Here is a 17,136-nt window from a genome sequence, read left to right as displayed (position 1 = left end):
CGTTTCTGTTTTCCACCGAGGGGGTGCCAGCAACGGCACCCCCTCACTGTTTGCGCAGGAGTTTTCAAGATGACATCTCGATTCATGACCCGCACGGCCCTGGCCGTTGTGGCCGCCGCGTGCCTGGCCGCAGGCGCGCAGGTTGCGGCCCGGCAGCTCGCACTGGAGCCGCTCAAGGACGCCGGACTGAACATCTATCCGGCTTTCGAAGGGTGGTACCAGAACGCCGACGGTTCCTACACGCTGCTGGCTGGCTACTACAACCGGAACAAGAAGCAGACGCTCGACATTCCGATCGGTCCCGATAACCGCATCGAACCCGGCGGTCCCGACCAGGGCCAACCAACGCACTTCGTGGTGGGCCGCGGCTGGGGCACCATCGCCATCAAGGTTCCGAAAGACTTCGGCGACAAGAAGGTCACCTGGACCCTGACCGCGAACGGCAGGACCGTGTCGGTACCATTCGCCCTCAGCAAGGGTTACCAGATCGAGCCGTATCTCGACGCGGCGATGGGCAACAAGCCGCCGGTGTTCAAGTTCGCCGAGAGCGGTCCGGCCCTCACCGGCCCGCCGCCGCCCCTCTCGGCCGCACCCGTCGTCAACGGCGCCGTCGGCGAGCCTGTGGCGATCAGCTTCTGGGTCACGGACGATGGCCACGAAGAGCCGCCCACGGGCGGGTCGGCCGCCGCGCCTCCTCCCGGTGGTGCCGGCGCACAGGGCCAGCCCCGCCGCACCCGCCTCAGCGTGTCGCTGAGCAAGTATCGCGGCCCCGGCACGATCACCTTCGCCGACGCCACGCCGGCGATCGAGAAGGACAAGATTGCGACCACCGCGACGTTCTCCCTGCCCGGTGAGTACGTTATCCGCCTGGAAGGCAACGACTCGTCCGGCGTCGGTGGCGGCGGCTTCCAGTGCTGCTGGTCGACGGCCTACTTGAAGGTCAGCGTGAAGGCCGCGAACACCGGCCGTCACTGATCGAAACGGGTTATCACGCGTTGTCTTGCAGACAACACCGAGCCGCGATTCATCGCTGATGGATCGCGGCTCTTTCATCTTCACCTTGCATTCCAAAATACCGGATTACATCTCGACAGTTCGAGATTGACGGAAGCAGTTCACAGCGCTAACTTTCTTGCTGCTCTTGGCGACGAGCGCCCACGCCACCGATGCTGGGCGTTGTCGGGTGGCTCGGTCGCTGAATTTGGGGGAAGAATGATGGCGTGGAAGTCTGTTGCAAGAACATTTCTGCTTGTACTAGCAGGCCTCGTGCTCGTGCCGGCGTTGGCGCGGGCGCAGAGTGTCTTTACCGGAACCGTGAAAGACACCTCGGGCGCGGTGATGCCCGGTGTGACCGTGGAAGCGGCCAGCCCCGCCCTGATCGAAGGCGTGCGCTCGGCCATTACCGACGAGAACGGTGGCTACCGCATCGTTGACCTGCGGCCTGGCACCTACAAGCTCACCTACACGCTGCCCGGGTTCAACACCGTGATCCGCGACGGCGTCGAACTGCAGGCCAACTTCACGGCCACCATCAACATTGATCTGACGGTGGGCACCTTGCAGGAGTCGGTCACGGTCTCCGGCGCCTCGCCGGTGGTGGACGTGCAGAGCAACGCCAAGCAGCAGGTGCTCACGCGCGACATGCTGAGCGCGGTGCCGACGTCCGGCACCATCCAGGGCCTGGGCCAGCTCGTGGTCGGCGTCACGCTCAACGTGCCCGACGTCGGCGGCTCGCGCGCCATGCAGCAGACCTACTTCGCGGTGCGCGGCCAGGGCGGCGCCCAGACGGTCGTGCTGGTGGACGGCATGATGACCAACGGCCTGATGGGCGACGGCGCCGTGCAGGCCTACCACAACGAATCGATGACGCAGGAAGCCGTCTACCAGACGGCCGGCGGCAACGCCGAAACCCTCACCGGCGGCGTCAACATGAACCTGATTCCGAAAGACGGCGGCAACCAGTTCCGCGGCGGGTTCAAGGGCTTCAAGTCGCCCAAGAAATGGCAGGGCAACAACCTGACCGACGACCTGCGCGCGATCGGGGTCAGCGCCGTGGACAAGATCGACAACTTCTACGAGTGGAACGTTGAACAGGGCGGTCCGATCATGAAGAACAAGCTGTGGTTCTTCGGCGCCTTCCGCCGCGCCAAGTACGACCGCCCGATTGCCAACACCTTCTACACGCCCGAGAACGTGCCGTTCCCGGTGGGCTTCCAGCAGTGCCGCACGGGCGCCGCGCAGTGCGAGCAGGGCATCTCCGACGAGAAGATGAACAACCCGGTGGTGCGCCTCACCTGGCAGGCATCCGATCGTAACAAGGTGGCGGTCTACATGGATCGCGCGCTGCGTCTCCGCGGCCACGCCATGGGCGCCAACACCGACCCGCGCACGGCGTCGGTGATCTGGAACACGCCGAACTTCTCGACCGGATCGCTCAAGTGGACCTCGACGGTCTCGTCGAAGCTGCTGCTCGAAGTGGGCACCTCGTACAACCGCGAACGCTATGACAACCTCTACCAGCCCGGCGTGCTCGCCGAGCGTGGCACGGCGGCCTGGTACCGCAACGTGCGCCGGAACGACACCAGCACTGGCGCGCTCTGGGGCGCGTCGGGCGCACAGCTCGGCAACTACCCCGACCGCTACAACGTGCAGGCGGCGGCGTCGTACGTGTCCGGTTCGCACACCGTGAAGGTGGGCCTGTCGCAGCAGTTCGGCAAGTACCCGCGCTACAACAATGCCAACGGCGACCTCTACCAGACCTACAACAACGGCATTCCGACCCAGGTCTCCGTCCTGAACACCCCGCTGCGCGTCGAAGAGTCGCTTGACGCCAACTTCGGGATCTACGCGCAGGACACCTGGAGCATGGACCGGCTGACGCTGAACTACGGCGCGCGCTTCGACATCAACAAGCAGACCATCGTCGGCCAGGCGGCCCAGGTGGGGCGCTTTGCGAACGTGCCGGCCTACAGCGACATCGCGTTCCCGACGTGGAAGGACTTCTCGCCGCGCGTGTCGGCGATCTACGACATCTCGGGCAACGGCAAGACGGCCATCCGCGCGGGCTTCAACAAGTTCGTTACCGCGCAGACGACCGGATTCGCGCAGCTCTACAACCCGACGGCGCTGACGACCTTCGCCTTGCCGTGGACCGACTCGAACGGCGACGACATGGCCCAGGGCGAGCGCGGCTGCACCTACCTGACCGCCGGCTGCGAGATCAACTTCGCCAACCTGCCCGCTAACTTCGGCGTCCGCTCGCTGGCCCAGTTCGATCCCGACATCAAGCGTCCGTACTCGCTGGCGATGAACGTCGGTGTCACCAGGGAGCTGTTCAGCGGCTTCTCGCTGGCGGCTGAGTTCTACCGCATCAACTTCAAGAACCTCACCATGCGCACGAACAGCCTGCTGAACGCGGACAGCTACAACCGCTTCAACGTGGTGAGTCCCCTCGACGGCAGCGTCATTCCCGCCTGGGTCATCAAGCCGGCGTTCCGCGGCCAGGTCGCCAACGTCGACAGCACGAGCGATGAGATGAAGCGCAACTACAACGGCGTCGACATCAACTTCAACGCGCGTCTGCCGCGCGGCGTCCGTGCCTTCGGCGGCTTCAACCTCGAGCGCTCGATCAACGACGTGTGCGTGTCGGCGGCCAGCGATCCAAACCGCTCGCTCTATTGCGACCAGTCCGAGAGCGGCATTCCGTGGCAGAAGCAGTTCAAGGCCACGGTGGTCTACCCGCTGCCGTTCTTCGGCATCTCGGTGAGCGGTTCGTGGCAGAGCCTGAACGGTTACCTCACGGGCTCGGCGGCGCAGGCCTACGGCGGCTTCACGGCCGGCACCGGCTTCGACCGTCCGAACGGCCAGGCCACCTACTGGCAGCTGACCTCGGCCACCCGCTATGCGGCCAACTGCACGGGTCCCTGCACGCCGGGCGCGTTGGTGCTGCCCGAACTCGCCGCCAGCGGCGTGGCGAACATCCAGGTGCCGCTAGTGGCGCCGGAGACTGAGTACACCCCGCGCATCAACCAGTTCGACTTCTCGGTGAGCAAGAAGCTCCAGCTCGGCGGGTTGACCATGGTTCCGAAGATGGACCTGTTCAACGCGCTCAACTCGGATGACTACTCGTCGGTGGCGACGGTGCAGTACGGCGCCGCCACTTACAAGCAGCCGTCGGTGGTCCTCCAGGGCCGCATCATCCGCGTCGGCGTTGACGTGAGCTGGTAAGTCCTGGTTCCAGACGGGCGGCCCTTTAGTGCCGCCCGTGAGCAATGTCGTGTCCGGCTTTAGCCGGACCGAAGGAAGGGCGGGGGCCAACACCCCCGCCCTTCTTTTTTCTATACTGAAGCCACACGATGTTGCTTCACCTCATCCTGGCCCTGCTTCTGGCCACGCCCTCCGGTCCGGCTCAAGCCGGACGCCACATCGATGGGCCCGGCCCGACCCGCGTGCTCGACCTCGCGGGCAGCAGCGTCAATCCACTGGTGCTCGCGCCGCGTCGCGTCGCCATCGTGCTGGTCTTCACCACCACCGACTGCCCGATCTCCAATCGCTATGCCCCGGAGATCCAGCGCCTCGCCGCGCGCTTCCAGAAGCAAGGGATTGGCTTCACGGTGGTGTATCCCGTGAGCACCGACACGCCGCCGGTGATCCGCGAGCACCTGAAGAAGTTTGGCTACGCGCTTCCTGTCGTCCGCGACACGGCGCAGGAACTCGTGAAGCACACCGGCGTGCAAGTGACGCCCGAAGTGGCCGTCGTCGGTGCAGGTGGCCGCGTCCTCTACAAGGGCCGTATCGACGATCGGTACATCGAGTTCGGCAGGGACCGGCCGCAGCCCACCGAACGGACGCTCGAGCGCGCGCTGGAGGCGATTGTGCAGGGCAAGGCGGTGGCCGTGCGTGAGACGCAAGCAGTGGGCTGCATCCTGGCGGACCTGGTGAAATGAAGCGCACCCGCGTTCGGAGAGCGACGGCTTTAGCCGTCGCCGTGTTCGCAGTGGCGATGGCTGAAGCCATCGCCCTCCGACCGTCTGCCGCGAGCGCCCAGGACGTCACCTTCACGCGCAACATCGCGCCGATCGTCTTCACGTCGTGCGTGTCGTGTCATCGGAAGGGCGGTCCGGCGCCATTCAGCCTCGCGACCTACGACGAGGTCCGGCGGCGGGCGACGCAGATCGCCGCGGTCACCCGAAGCCGCTTCATGCCGCCGTGGAAGGTTGAACCGGGCGTCGGCCACTTCGTCGGGCAGGATCCGCTCAGCGACGCGCAGATTGCGGTCCTGGAGACGTGGGCGAAGACGGGCACACCGCAAGGGGATGCCGCGGCCCTGCCGCCGGTTCCAGACCTTCCCGATGGCTGGCTGTTAGGCAAGCCCGACCTGATCGTCAGGCCATCGCGGCCGTTCACCCTCCAGGCGCAGCCGACCGACGCGTTCCGGATCTTCGTCCTGCGGCTGCCGGTGTCGAAGCGCACCTACGTTCGCGGCATCGAGTTCCACCCCGGCAACGCGCGCGTCGTGCATCACGCCAACATCCGGATCGATCGCACGGCGGCGACGCGGCAACTGGACGATGCCGATCCCCTTCCCGGGTACGACGGCCTGATGCCGCGATCGGCGGAATATCCGGACGGACACTTCCTGGGCTGGACGCCCGGCCAAGTCGCCCCCCTGGTGTCTGCCGACCTGGCGTGGACACTCGAGCCCGGGAGCGACCTCGTCGTGCAGCTGCACCTCCAGCCGAGTGGCGCCGTGGAACAGGTGCAGCCCGAGATCGGGCTCTACTTCAGCGACCGCCCGCCCACGCGCACGCCCACGATCCTTCGCCTGGGCTCGCAGGGAATCGAGATTCCTCCAGGGGCGCCGCGCTACGTCATTCGCGACGCCTACACCCTCCCGGTCGATGCCGACCTGCTGGCCGTGCAGCCCCACGCGCACTATCGCGCCCGCGAAATCCGCGGCCTGGCCGAGTTCCCCGATGGCACCTCGCGTCTCGTCATGCACATCACGGACTGGGACTTCCGCTGGCAACACGTGTACCGCGAAGTCGCGCCCATTCGGCTGCCGAAGGGGACGCGGCTGTCCATGGAATTCACCTACGACAACTCCGCGGAGAACGTCCGCAACCCGGAGTTGCCGCCCGTTCGCGTCTACTGGGGCCAGCGCTCGCGCGATGAGATGGGCGACTTGTGGTTCCAGCTCCTGGCCACGAACGACCGCGGTCGCGAGCTGATGACCGGGCAGATCGCGAACAAGATGGCCGCCGAAGACATCATCGGCTACGAGACGATGCTCCGGGTCGATCCCAAGGACGCCGAACTGCACGACGACGTGGCGTTGATCTACCTGGGCATGGGACAGGCCGCGCCCGCCGTGCGGCACTTCGAGGCGTCGGTGGCGCTCAAGCCCGAGTCGGCGGCGGCGCACTTCAACCTCGGGACGGCGTTGGCGCAAGCCGGCCGGCTGGCGGAGGCGGTGAGTGCGTTTCGAGCGGCCCTGGAACGGCGGCCCGGCTACGCGCTGGCGCACAACAACCTCGGACAGGTCATGCTTGCGCAGGGCAAGACCGGTGACGCGTTGAAACACCTGCAGGAGGCGGTCCGCCTGGATGCCGCCAACCCGCAGGCGCTGGCCGGACTGGCGGAAGCATACGCGGCGGTGGGCTCCTACGATCTCGCCCTCGAGGCCGCCGACCGCGCGCTCAAGCTGCCGTTGCCGGAGGCGCTGGCCAAGCAGATTGTCGTCAGGCGCCAACACTACCTGCAACGCCGTCCACCCCGGTAGAACATGGCGAAACTGACGGGCGGATCCGCACTCCGCCGCAGCCTGTCGCTCCGCGACCTCATCGTTTACGGTCTGCTGTTCATCGGCCCGCTCGCGCCCGTGGGCCTGTTCGGCGTGCTTGACGCGCGCACGAACGGCGCGGTGGTCATGGTCTACCTGCTGGCTACCGTGGCGATGGCGTTCACCGCGTGGTCGTACGCTGAGATGTCGCGCGTGGTCCCGCACGCGGGCTCGGTGTTCGCGTACGCCAGCGAAGGGTTGGGGCGCCATGCGGGCTTCCTGGCCGGATGGCTGGCCATGCTCGACTACCTGCTCATCCCGTCGGTGGCCTACCTCTTCTCGGGCATCGCGCTGCACGCGCTGGTGCCATCGGTGCCGGCCTGGGTGTTCACCGTGGCGGCGTTCATGCTGACGACGGCGCTGAATCTGGCCGGGGTCGCCGTGGCCGCGCGGGTCGGCTTCCTGGTGCTCATTGCCGAGGTCGTGGTGCTCCTGGTCTTCGTGGCCGCGGCGCTCGTGGTGATCGCCCAGGACGGGACCTCGCGGGCGTGGACCACGCCCCTGACCGGCCTCGGCGCCTTCGACCTCCCGGCGGTTGTCGGCGCGATCTCGGTGGCCGTCCTGTCGTTTCTCGGGTTCGACGCCATCGCGTCATTCGCCGAAGAGAGCACGGGCGACGAGCGCGAGGTGGGCCGCGCCATCATGGTCTGCCTCGCGGTGACCGGCAGCCTGTTCGTGCTGCAGGTCTGGTTGGCGGGCGTGTTGAGCACCATTCCTCCCGCGGACCTGGCGGCGCACCCCCAACGGCAAGGCACGGCATTCTACGACCTCGCCCGCGTGGCGATCGGGCCGTGGCTGGCGACCGTGCTGGCCATCACCAACGCGGTGGGTCCGGCTTTTGCCGCCATGACCGCGCAAGCCGCTGCCGCGCGCCTGCTCTTCGGGATGGCCCGCGCCGGGCGGCTGCCCGCGGCGCTGGCGCGCGTGGACCCGCGCCACGGCGTGCCCACGGTGTCGCTGCTCTCCGCCGCGGCGCTCACACTGGCCGTGTCGGTGTGGGCGGCGCGCCGGGACGACGGGCTCGACGCGCTGGTGTCGATCGTGGATGTGGGCGCGCTCGCGGCGTTTACGCTGCTGCATGCCTCGGTGGTGGGCTACTTCGTCGTCCGCGGGCGGGCCGCCGCCCGCCTGGCCCACCGCGTGGTGCCGGTGGCGGGCGCCGTGGTCACGGTCTGGGTGATTGCCGGCGCCAGTACGCCGGCGAAGGTGGTGGGCCTGGTGTGGCTGGCCGCCGGCGTCGTGGTGCTGGCCGTGCGTCGAGCTACCGTGCGGTAGCGGGCGGCGCCGTGATCTTCTGGATCAACGGCTCAAGCTGTTCGGCGGTCAGCTGGCCCGGGTTGTACTTCGCGACCTTGCCGTCGCGATCGATGAACACGAGGGTCGGAGTGGTGGAGACGCCGTAGTGCGCGAAGATCTCCGCGCTGACCGGTACCGCGTAATCCTTCATCCAGGGATAGGTCTGGTCGCGCATTTCCGCGGTGTACGCCATCTCTTCCTGCGCCTCGGCCGCCTTTCGCTGGGCCACGTATCCGTAGAGCTTGGTCGGCGCCACGAGCGTCAGTCCGGTTGCCGCGTGCTTCTTGAGCATGGCTTCGAGGATGGGGCCCTGGATCTTGCAGTCGGGGCACCAGTGCGCCCACAGGTACAGGATGACCGGCTTGCCTTTCAGGCCGGCCAGGCTGACGCGTGCCGGCCCAATCCATGCGCTGCTCTCAATCGGAAACGCCGGCGTGCCCTCGAGGCCGAGGAGGTTGATGTTCTTGTTGATGCGCTCGACGATCGAGGTGTTCCTGTAGGTGTCCAGCTCGCGCCGCAGGTAGATGATCGCGTCGGCTCGGTTGCCTTGCCCGGCCGTGGCGAGTGCCTGCACTTCGATCGCCGCGCCAAGGGCGATCGGCAGCCGCGGCTCATCGTCCAGCTTGCGGGTCTTCAGTTGCTCTTCAACAATTTCGTAGGTGCGGGCCGCGTACGTCATGGCCGCGTCGTAATTCTTCGCGGCGACCGCGCCGCGGCCGAGCCACGAGAAGGCTTCGACGGCGATCGGCGTGGTGCCCTGCGCCGCCATGTCGTCGAGCACCAGCTTCTCGGCCTTCTTGAAATCAGGCTCGGCGATCGCGGCGCGCACTTTCTGGATGATGGTCGGCGGCGGCGCGGGCTTCGCGGCGCCTTGCGAGAGGGCCGGGGCAGCGACAATCAGAGACAACACCAAGGCAAACAGAGCGCGTTTCATGCCGCCGAGGATACTCCAAAGCCACCCACACGCGGGTGCCGCGTGTGGGGCCCGGTGGACGGTTTATAGTTGCGGAATGCACAAACCTCTGCCGTGGGCGACGCGGCGTGTCGCGACCGCCGCCATCACCCTGACCCTGGCCGCTCTCAGCCTGACGCAACCGCACGCGCAGTCGCCGGGGCTTCGCGGCTTTCCGGATGACGCGGTGGCCGCGCAGCGGGGGCGCGAAGAGCAATTCCGGAGACTCCCGGACGCGGCGCGGATCAAGACCTACATGGAGGCCATGGCCGGTGAGTCGCACGTGGCCGGCCAGCCATCATCGAAGAAGGTCGCCGACTGGGCGCTGGGCCAGTTCAAGTCGTTCGGCCTCGATGCGCGCATCGAGGAATTCGAGGCGATGATGCCGTGGCCGCTGGAGACGAGCGTGGAGCTCGTCGCCCCGGAAAAGTACGCCCTGAAGATCAAGGAGCCGGTGTTACCGGAGGATCCCGACTCGGGCGACCAGACGCCGCTCTACAACGCCTATTCCGGCGACGGCGACGTCACCGGCGAAGTCGTGTACGTAAACTACGGCATGCCCGCCGACTTCGAGCGCCTCAAGCAGCTCGGGATCAGCGTCAAGGGCAAGATCGTGCTCGCGCGTTACGGCGCCGGCTGGCGCGGCATCAAGCCGAAGGTGGCTTACGAGAACGGCGCCATCGGCTGCCTGATCTACTCGGACCCGCGAGATGACGGCTACTTTGCCGGCGACGTGTATCCGGCCGGGCCTTATCGCCCGGAGTTCGGGGCGCAGCGCGGCAGCGTGATGGACATGCCGGTCCATCCCGGCGATCCCATCACGCCCGGCTGGGGCAGCGAAGCCGGCGGCAAGAAAAACCGCCGTGAAGACTCGCAGACCATCCTCAAGATCCCGGTGCTGCCGATTTCGTACGGTGACGCCCTCCCGATCCTCAAGCAGTTGAAGGGACCCGTGGCGCCGGCCGAGTGGCGCGGCGCGCTGCCGGTGACCTATCACCTCGGACCCGGCCCGGCGCAGCTGCACATGAAGCTGGCGTTCGAGTGGAAGAACCGCCCGCTCTACAACGTGATGGTCACCATTCCCGGCACCACGCGCGCGGACGAGTGGATCATCTTCGGCAACCACCACGACGCGTGGGTGAGCGGCGCCGACGACCCGATCAGCGGCGCCTCGTCGCTGATGGAGGCGGCGCGCGGCCTGGCGGAGATGCTGAAGACCGGCTGGCGGCCGTCGCGCACGATCAAGATCGCGCTGTGGGACGGCGAGGAATGGGGCCTGCTGGGATCGACCGAGTGGGCGGAAAAGCACGATGCCGAGCTGAAGCAGAAGGCCGCCGTCTACATCAACACCGACGGCACCGGCAAGGGCTGGCTCAACGCCGGCGGCTCGCACGGCCTGCAGCAGTTCATGAGCGAGGTCGCGAAAGACGTGATGGATCCGCGCACCGGCAAGCCGGTGTTCGAGGAAGCGCGCCGCCGCGCGATTCTCGGTGAGGCGGAGGCGGATCGCAAGGCCGCCGAGGCCGACCCCTCACTGCGGCTGGCGCCGCTCGGTTCGGGTTCCGACTTCACGCCGTTCCTGCAGCACCTGACCTTGTCGGCGCTCAACGTCGGCTTTGGCGGTGAGAGCCCGGGCGGCGTGTATCACTCGGCCTACGACACCATCAAGTGGTACCAGACCTACTCCGATACCGACTACTCGTACGGGCGGACGCTGTCGCAGCTGACCGGCACGCTCGTGATGCGGCTGGCCGACGCGCCCGTGCTGCCGTTCCAGTTCACCGACACCGCCGATACGCTCCTGCGCTACGTCGTCGAGATCGAGAAGCTCGCCGAGACGAAGAAAGACTCGAAGGTGGACATGAAGCCGGTGCGCGCCGCCGTGGAAAAGCTGCGCGACGCCGGCCGGGCCTTCGAGAAGGCCTACGGCGCCGTTGGCCGGGCCAACACCGCGACGCTGCTGGGCCGCGCCGAACTGCAGGCGCTCAACCAGTTGCTGATCACGTCGGAGCGGAAGCTGGGCAACACCGAGGGGCTGCCGCGCCGCGAGTGGTTCAAGCACCAGATCTACGCGCCGGGCTTCTACACCGGCTACGGCGTGAAGACGATGCCCCAGATTCGTGAGGGGCTCGAAGAGGGGCGGTTCACCGAAGCGCAGGGCGGCGTTCGTACCGTATCGGCGGCCGTGAACGCCCTGGCCGCACAGGTCGAGCAAGCGGCTCAGGCGCTACAGCAGGCGGTTAAGTAACTTCAACACCCCGGCGCGTGTTCGATCGCAGGTGTCGGGCGGGTCGTGTTGCCAGTTCGCTGTGGATCGCAAGGTCATCGGGACGTCGGTACGACGATGACCTGCCTACACACTTGAAGAGTATTGAGCCGCTGGCGAAGGGCAATTCGGGTTAGTTGAAGGCGCAGTTCAGCGTGTCTGCAGGTTTGTCCAGCAAGAACGGGAGGTGCCACCGTGAGTTCCTCAGATCTGATCGCCGTCTCGACATTCCGGTCCACCGCGGATGCTCAGATGGCCAAAGGCATTCTGGACGAGGCCGGGATCGAGTCCATGATTAGGGCTGACAATGGCGGCGGAATGTTCCCGGCAATCAGTGGAGCCGAGCTGCTCGTCAGATCGGAAGATCTCGAAAAGGCCCATGACGCGCTTCATCGACGGCATCGCCGGTCACACTGACCCGGCTCCGTTTGGCTAACAATCGACGACGCCTCTCCCGCCCCGCTTCTAGGTCGTGAAACGGCTGGTCACTTCCAGACGCCGTTGGTCACCGCCGGCACGGCACCGGCCCGCCACAGTGCTAGAGCACCGGAGGCGGGCGGCTACTTCTGGCCGCCCGCCTCGCGGACCTTTCGGAACACCCGGTCTTCCAGCCAGTGCGGATCCCACCACTCCACGGGATTCACCGGCACGCCCTGCAGCAGCATCGTGAAGTGCAGGTGATCACCGCCGGCCAGGCCGGTCGCACCGGTGCGGCCGAGTTCCTGTCCCTTCGTCACCGGCTCGCCGACTTTTGTGCCGATTGATGACAGGTGCGCGTAAAGCGACTGCACGCCGAGGCCGTGGTCGATAATCACGCAGTTGCCGTAGATGCCGAGGAAGTCGGCGTGCACGATGACGCCGGCGTTCGAGGCATGAACCGGCGCCTGTTGAACCGAGGCGAGGTCGAAGCCGAGGTGGACCTGGCGGTCGATTTCCTTGTCCTCGAAGAAATAGGTCCGCCGATCGGCGAAGCGCGACTCGACCTGCGAGTTTCCCATTTGCGCGAAGGCTTCCGTCCACAGCATCTTCGGCTGGCTCTTGGCCGCGAGCGCGGCAATGGTGTCGCCGTTCTTCTTGCGCAGGTCGCCGTTGATGGTCAGGAATCCCCTCAGCAGGGCTTCAGGAGAGTTGGTGTCAATCTTGAGGTCCGGTGTGTTCGAGGCGATGGCGGGCACCACACGATCGAGGAAGCGCTGGTCGATGGGGATGCGCGACTGCAGGAACTGCTTGTTCGTCGGCTGATGCTCGAGCGGGGTCGTGGCCTCGTTGCCAGCTGCGTCTCTCGCAAACGCCGACATGCGGGCATTCACGTCCTGGTCGTGCTGCAGCGCGAAGAACGCCACCCGGACCGCCGGGTCCGCAATGCCGACAGCGGAACCGGGGTAAGCGCGGTACTCGACATCACCGACCTTGACGCCGGCGTCGACGTCTTCGGGCGTCGCCCGCAGGACCACAAACTCCGCGCCGCCGAGGTTGATGAAGTGATGGAGCGAGGTGACGGCGATCCGCGGCGGATCCAGGCGGACCTGCAGAACCCGCGTGACCGAGCTCTCGGCGGTCCGCAGCCCGAAGAGGACTAATCGTGACGCTGTCACGGTCAGTGTCGCCGGGCCGTTGACGAGCGCCGGCTGCGCCGACTTTCCGAGCGGACCAGACAACGACACGCGGGTCTCCGGCGCGCCGGCGTTGGAGTATGACGCGACCGGGGCCGACTGGCCGTTCTGTTCGAGCGTGGCCGACGCGCTCGACACCGCCGTCGGCGAGTCCACGGTCACGGCGAGCGCGCCGGCGCGGCCGATGAACTTATCCGGTGACCCGACGGTGATGGTTGGGCCGGGCTCGTTGCCCGCCAAGTACCAGCCGGCACCGAACCCGACGATTCCGATCACAACAAGAGCAAGCAGCGTCAGGCGAACAAATCGCATGCCCTGATCATAGTCACGAACAGGAGTGTGGCCCTTTGTTTCTACTCTTCCCCGTAGTGTCGTGACCGGATCCGCCGCGTAGTAACTCAAGCGGCGTCGCCGCGAATTTACCGGAGCGTATGGCCGCGGTCGCGGCCCCGTCGTCCCAGGCCCCTATTCTCGTCCGGCCGGAAGTTCTCCGGGGAATCCTCATTGGAGGGATAGGGACGTGCAATTCACCACACGCGCAACACTGATCGTACTCATACTCCTGGCCACCGCGTCGCTGGCGACGGCCGGCCAGGCTCCTGGCTCCATCGAAGGCGCCGTCGCCGACAGCAGCGGCGCGAGGCTGCCGGGTGTCACGGTGGAAGTCGCGCCCAAACTGCAAGGCGACCGCGCCATCGCCACGACCACGACCAACGCCGAGGGCGGGTATCGGTTCGCGGCACTGCAGCCGGGACCATACCTTGTTCGCTTCGTCTTGGCTGGCTTCGCCCGCACCCAGTTGTCGGTGGTGGTGACCGGGACCCGACCGACCGTCCTGGCTGCGACCCTCGAGGTTGATCGCCTGACCGAGTCGGTGCAGGTCATCGCCAACGAGGTCACCCTCGAGCCAACCACGTCGACCCAAGCGGCGACCTTTTCCAACGAAACGCTGACCGCGCTGCCGACGGCGTCGCGCTCCTACACCCACGTGATCGTGGGGGAAGCCGGCGTCAGCGCCCCGTTGCCCGACCGGACCGGCAAGGGGCTCAACATTGCAACGACCCCCGGTGGGCAGACGGACGACGCGTCGCAGTCATTGAACCCGAGCGTGAACGGCGCCCGTCCGACCAGCAACGCGCTGAACATCAACGGCGTCGACGTCACCAACATGCTCAACGCGAGTGGCGGCCTTGGCGGCGGCGTCGGCCTGCCCCTCGAGGCGCTCGACGAGGTCGAAGTGCAGACGGCGTTACCGTCGGCCTCGCGCGGGCGGAGTGCGGGCGGCAACATCGGGCTCATCACGCGCTCCGGCACTGACCGCTTCGCCGGTACGGCCGGCTACTACTTCCAGCACGAGAAGCTGAATGCCAACGAGTTCTTCCTGAATCGCGCCGGCGTGGCCAAGCCGGAGTTCCGCCGCAATGACACGAGCGCCACGTTTGGTGGCCCCGTCCTGCGGCGCCGCACCTATTTCTTCGGCGCGGCACAGAGGCAGGGCTTCAAGTCCGGCTACGCGTCGAATGCCAACGCCGCGACCGGCCTGCCGATGGGCCTCACCGACGTTCGTAACGCCGAGACGATTGCCGGCGTCGCCAACGCCTGGATCCAGAGCGGGCAGCAGGACGACCCCCGCTTCGCCCAGAACTTCATGAACGCACTGCGGGCCTTCCCTGCCGACCAGCAGGCCGGCCTCATCGCGCAATTCTTCGCCGACCCGGCGCGCCTCACTCTTCGCACGCTGACCGCGGCCGACATCCACCCGGTTGCCCTCAACATCCTCAACGTGAAGCGTGACGGCCAGTTCCTGATCCCGTCGCCGACGGGAAACCAGCCGATCCTCAAGGGCAACGGCAGTTACGGCCGGGAATACTTGCAGCAGCAGGTGATTCCCACCGAACTGCAGGGGTCGTCACTCTTCGGATCGGTGCAACACCGCCTCGGCTCCGCGAACCAGACGCGCGTGATGCTGGCGCGGTCGAACCAGGAGGTTGACGAGGCCTTCGGGTGGGCGGACGCGTCGCCGTCACCGACGCTGGGGACCACGCCGGCGTGGCTGTCCGGCGTCACCAACACCCACGCTTTCCAAGGGGGTGTTCTCCACGAGGCCACGGTCGGGTATTACGACCTCCAGAACACCCGGATCTCGAAGTACCGCGACATCTACAACTCGACACTCGGCATCTACAACCCGCTCGAGGGTGCCATCGGCGGCCTGGCCGCGCTCATGCCGACCATCGACATCAACACGCAGCGCAACTCGGGCGGCATCGGCAACGCGTGGGACTTCTTCGACATCCAGCGTGTCCTGACCGCAGCCGACCGCGTGACCGTCAGCCGCGGAGCACACACCCTGCAGGCCGGCGTCGAGTACCGCCGCGTCAACATCGCGGGCGAGTTCATGTCGCGGACCAACGGCGACCTCGACTACAACAACTGGGCACTGTTCTTTACCGGTCACGGCGCGGCCAGCGGGTCGTCCGACCTCGACCAGGGAGACACGCGCCGCGATTTCATGGCGCACGACATCGGCGGGTTCGTGCAGGACGACTGGCGCGTGGGTGGAGGGCTGACCCTGAACGTTGGCTTGCGCTACGACCTGTTCGGTAACTTCGCCGATCGCAACGGCCGGATCGGCAACTACTACCTGCCCGAGGCCGCGGCCAAGCTGGGCGTGCAGCCCGGATTCCAGGTGCCGGCCAACGCGCCCTTCTTCCAGCCCAACTTCACGCCGCTGTCGATTGGCCTGGTGGTCGATCCAGGCACGCCGATCGACCTGAGCCAGATCCACAAGGCCATGAACGATTCGACGCTCACCACCGACTACAACAACGTGGCCCCCCGCGTGGGCCTGGCCTGGCAGCCCTCGTTCGCCCCCAAGATCGTCGTGCGCGGTGGGTGGGGTCTCTACTACGAGCGGCCCGGGGCCAGCTACAAGGTCGACCTCCAGCGGGCCGCCCCGTTCTTCATCTACCAGAATGTCCCGGCGCCGCCCGACATGGCCGACCCGTATCCCCGGCTCAACGTGAATCCGTTCCAGATTCCCTTGAACGTGGCGATCGTGCGCGACGCCAACGGCGCGCCGCAGTGGGTGCGGGCCGACGGCTCGGCGTTTCCCGCCCAGTCGCCGTTCAGCTCGAAGAACAACGTGTTCGTGGATCCGCTGATCCGGACCCCTTACACGCACCAGTGGTCGGCGAACGTGCAGTACGAGGCCAGCCGGTCGCTGCTGTTCGACGTGCGCTACGTCGGATCGCGCGGCGTCGGTCTGCTCGGTAAGGTCAACCTGGCGGTGCCGGTCGATCCGCGCGTGACCCCGGTCAACGGGTTCACGGACATCTACGACCGGCTCGGCCGGGTGATTAACCCGGACTTCTTCGTATCCGGAGAGTTCCTCGGGCTGAACCGCAATGGCGGCTTCCAGCAAATCACCAACGTCGGCCGTTCCGAATACCACGGCCTGCAGGCCAAGGCTCGTGTGCGGGTGGGCCGGGCGCTTGTCACGAACGTCGCCTACACGCTGAGCCGAACCATGGACCTCCTGTCGTCCGACGGCGGGCTGGTCGAGCACGACCCGACGCGCCCCGAGAACAACTGGGGCCCCTCCGACTTCGACCGGACGCATCGCCTGACGACCAGCTTCATCGTGGACGTACCCGGCGTCGGTGGTACCGGGTCGATGATTCGGGCGATCACCGGTGGTTGGAACCTGTCCGGCATTTTCACGTATCAGTCGGGCACGCCGTTCACCGTGCTCGGTAACGCCACGCGCAACGCGTTCTTCGCGCAGATGAGCCGCGTGCGGGTCAGCTTCGCCCCTGGCATGACCGTCGCCGACGCCGTCGGGTCCGGTCGCGTGCAGGACCGCCTTGACAACTACTTCAACGTCGCGGCGTTTCAGGACTCGCTCGATCAATGGGGCGACACGGGTCGCAACATCCTTCGCGGCCCGTCGCAAATGGAGCTCGACCTGACGGTGGCGCGGGCGATTCCCCTGGGGCGCCGCCAGCGAATCGAAGTGCGGTGGGAGATCTTCAACGCACTCAACACCCCGGTGTTCGCCAACCCCGCGTCAACCTTCGCGGCCAACGGTTCCGGTACCGCTGGGCGGATCACTTCCACCATCGGCGGGCCGCGGACGATGCAGCTGGCCGCCCGTTACTCGTTCTAA

The 17,136-nt window shown here is 66.7% G+C and carries 10 protein-coding genes; 7 read left to right on the top strand and 3 right to left on the bottom strand.

The genetic code is table 11. The features are described from left to right. Nucleotides 1-69 precede the first annotated feature (69 nt). The 5 genes from WC815_22660 to WC815_22640 all read left to right on the top strand — a co-directional run bounded on the left by WC815_22660 (nt 70) and on the right by WC815_22640 (nt 8,116). Nucleotides 70-975 carry a hypothetical protein gene (locus tag WC815_22660; GenBank protein ID MFA5911589.1) on the top strand — a complete coding sequence of 302 codons (906 nt, stop codon included), beginning with the start codon at nt 70-72 and terminating at the stop codon, nt 973-975. 291 nt (nt 976-1,266) lie between these two features. Then, nucleotides 1,267-4,227 (top strand): carboxypeptidase regulatory-like domain-containing protein, encoded by a 2,961-nt coding sequence (locus WC815_22655; protein MFA5911588.1) that lies wholly within the window; start codon nt 1,267-1,269, stop codon nt 4,225-4,227. Between the two features lie 128 nt (nt 4,228-4,355). Next, nucleotides 4,356-4,946, top strand: coding sequence for a redoxin family protein (locus WC815_22650; protein MFA5911587.1), 591 nt, complete (start codon nt 4,356-4,358; stop codon nt 4,944-4,946). A 56-nt stretch (nt 4,947-5,002) separates the two neighbouring features. Beyond that, on the top strand, nt 5,003-6,781 hold the full coding sequence (locus tag WC815_22645; protein MFA5911586.1) for a tetratricopeptide repeat protein: 1,779 nt from the start codon (nt 5,003-5,005) through the stop codon (nt 6,779-6,781). A gap of 3 nt (nt 6,782-6,784) precedes the next feature. After that, nucleotides 6,785-8,116: an APC family permease gene (locus WC815_22640; GenBank protein ID MFA5911585.1), complete on the top strand. Its 1,332-nt coding sequence runs from the start codon at nt 6,785-6,787 to the stop codon at nt 8,114-8,116. On the opposite strand, the gene WC815_22635 is transcribed toward WC815_22640, so the two are convergent. Next, nucleotides 8,103-9,071, bottom strand: coding sequence for a TlpA disulfide reductase family protein (locus WC815_22635; protein ID MFA5911584.1), 969 nt, complete (start codon nt 9,069-9,071; stop codon nt 8,103-8,105). The two genes, WC815_22640 and WC815_22635, sit on opposite strands and share 14 nt — an antisense overlap. Nucleotides 9,072-9,147: 76 nt before the next feature. On the opposite strand from WC815_22635, the gene WC815_22630 reads away from it, so the two are divergent. Beyond that, complete coding sequence (locus WC815_22630; GenBank protein ID MFA5911583.1) at nt 9,148-11,337, top strand: M28 family peptidase; 2,190 nt, start codon at nt 9,148-9,150, stop codon at nt 11,335-11,337. A gap of 222 nt (nt 11,338-11,559) precedes the next feature. Here WC815_22630 and WC815_22625 read toward each other — a convergent pair whose 3' ends face one another. Both WC815_22625 and WC815_22620 read right to left on the bottom strand, forming a co-directional pair. Next, complete coding sequence (locus WC815_22625) at nt 11,560-11,748, bottom strand: hypothetical protein (protein ID MFA5911582.1); 189 nt, start codon at nt 11,746-11,748, stop codon at nt 11,560-11,562. 167 nt (nt 11,749-11,915) lie between these two features. Further along, on the bottom strand, nt 11,916-13,280 hold the full coding sequence (locus WC815_22620; GenBank protein ID MFA5911581.1) for a M23 family metallopeptidase: 1,365 nt from the start codon (nt 13,278-13,280) through the stop codon (nt 11,916-11,918). A gap of 208 nt (nt 13,281-13,488) precedes the next feature. On the opposite strand from WC815_22620, the gene WC815_22615 reads away from it, so the two are divergent. Further along, a complete protein-coding gene (locus WC815_22615; GenBank protein MFA5911580.1) occupies nt 13,489-17,136 on the top strand; it encodes a TonB-dependent receptor in 3,648 nt (1,215 codons plus the stop codon).

It is taken from the genome of Vicinamibacterales bacterium (assembly GCA_041659285.1).
In the GTDB taxonomy this organism is placed as follows: domain Bacteria; phylum Acidobacteriota; class Vicinamibacteria; order Vicinamibacterales; family UBA2999; genus 12-FULL-67-14b.
The sequence above is the reverse complement of the archived record's forward strand: the minus strand, read 5'-3'. Positions and strand labels throughout refer to the sequence as shown.

Bases quoted from the DNA above. Each gene is read 5' to 3' on its own strand.
- WC815_22660 (MFA5911589.1), top strand. From the start codon at position 70: ATGACATCTCGATTCATGACCCGCACGGCCCTGGCCGTTGTGGCCGCC.
- WC815_22650 (MFA5911587.1), top strand. From the start codon at position 4,356: ATGTTGCTTCACCTCATCCTGGCCCTGCTTCTGGCCACGCCCTCCGGT.
- WC815_22645 (MFA5911586.1), top strand. From the start codon at position 5,003: ATGGCTGAAGCCATCGCCCTCCGACCGTCTGCCGCGAGCGCCCAGGAC.
- WC815_22640 (MFA5911585.1), top strand. From the start codon at position 6,785: ATGGCGAAACTGACGGGCGGATCCGCACTCCGCCGCAGCCTGTCGCTC.
- WC815_22635 (MFA5911584.1), bottom strand. From the start codon at position 9,071: ATGAAACGCGCTCTGTTTGCCTTGGTGTTGTCTCTGATTGTCGCTGCC.
- WC815_22630 (MFA5911583.1), top strand. From the start codon at position 9,148: ATGCACAAACCTCTGCCGTGGGCGACGCGGCGTGTCGCGACCGCCGCC.
- WC815_22625 (MFA5911582.1), bottom strand. From the start codon at position 11,748: ATGAAGCGCGTCATGGGCCTTTTCGAGATCTTCCGATCTGACGAGCAG.
- WC815_22620 (MFA5911581.1), bottom strand. From the start codon at position 13,280: ATGCGATTTGTTCGCCTGACGCTGCTTGCTCTTGTTGTGATCGGAATC.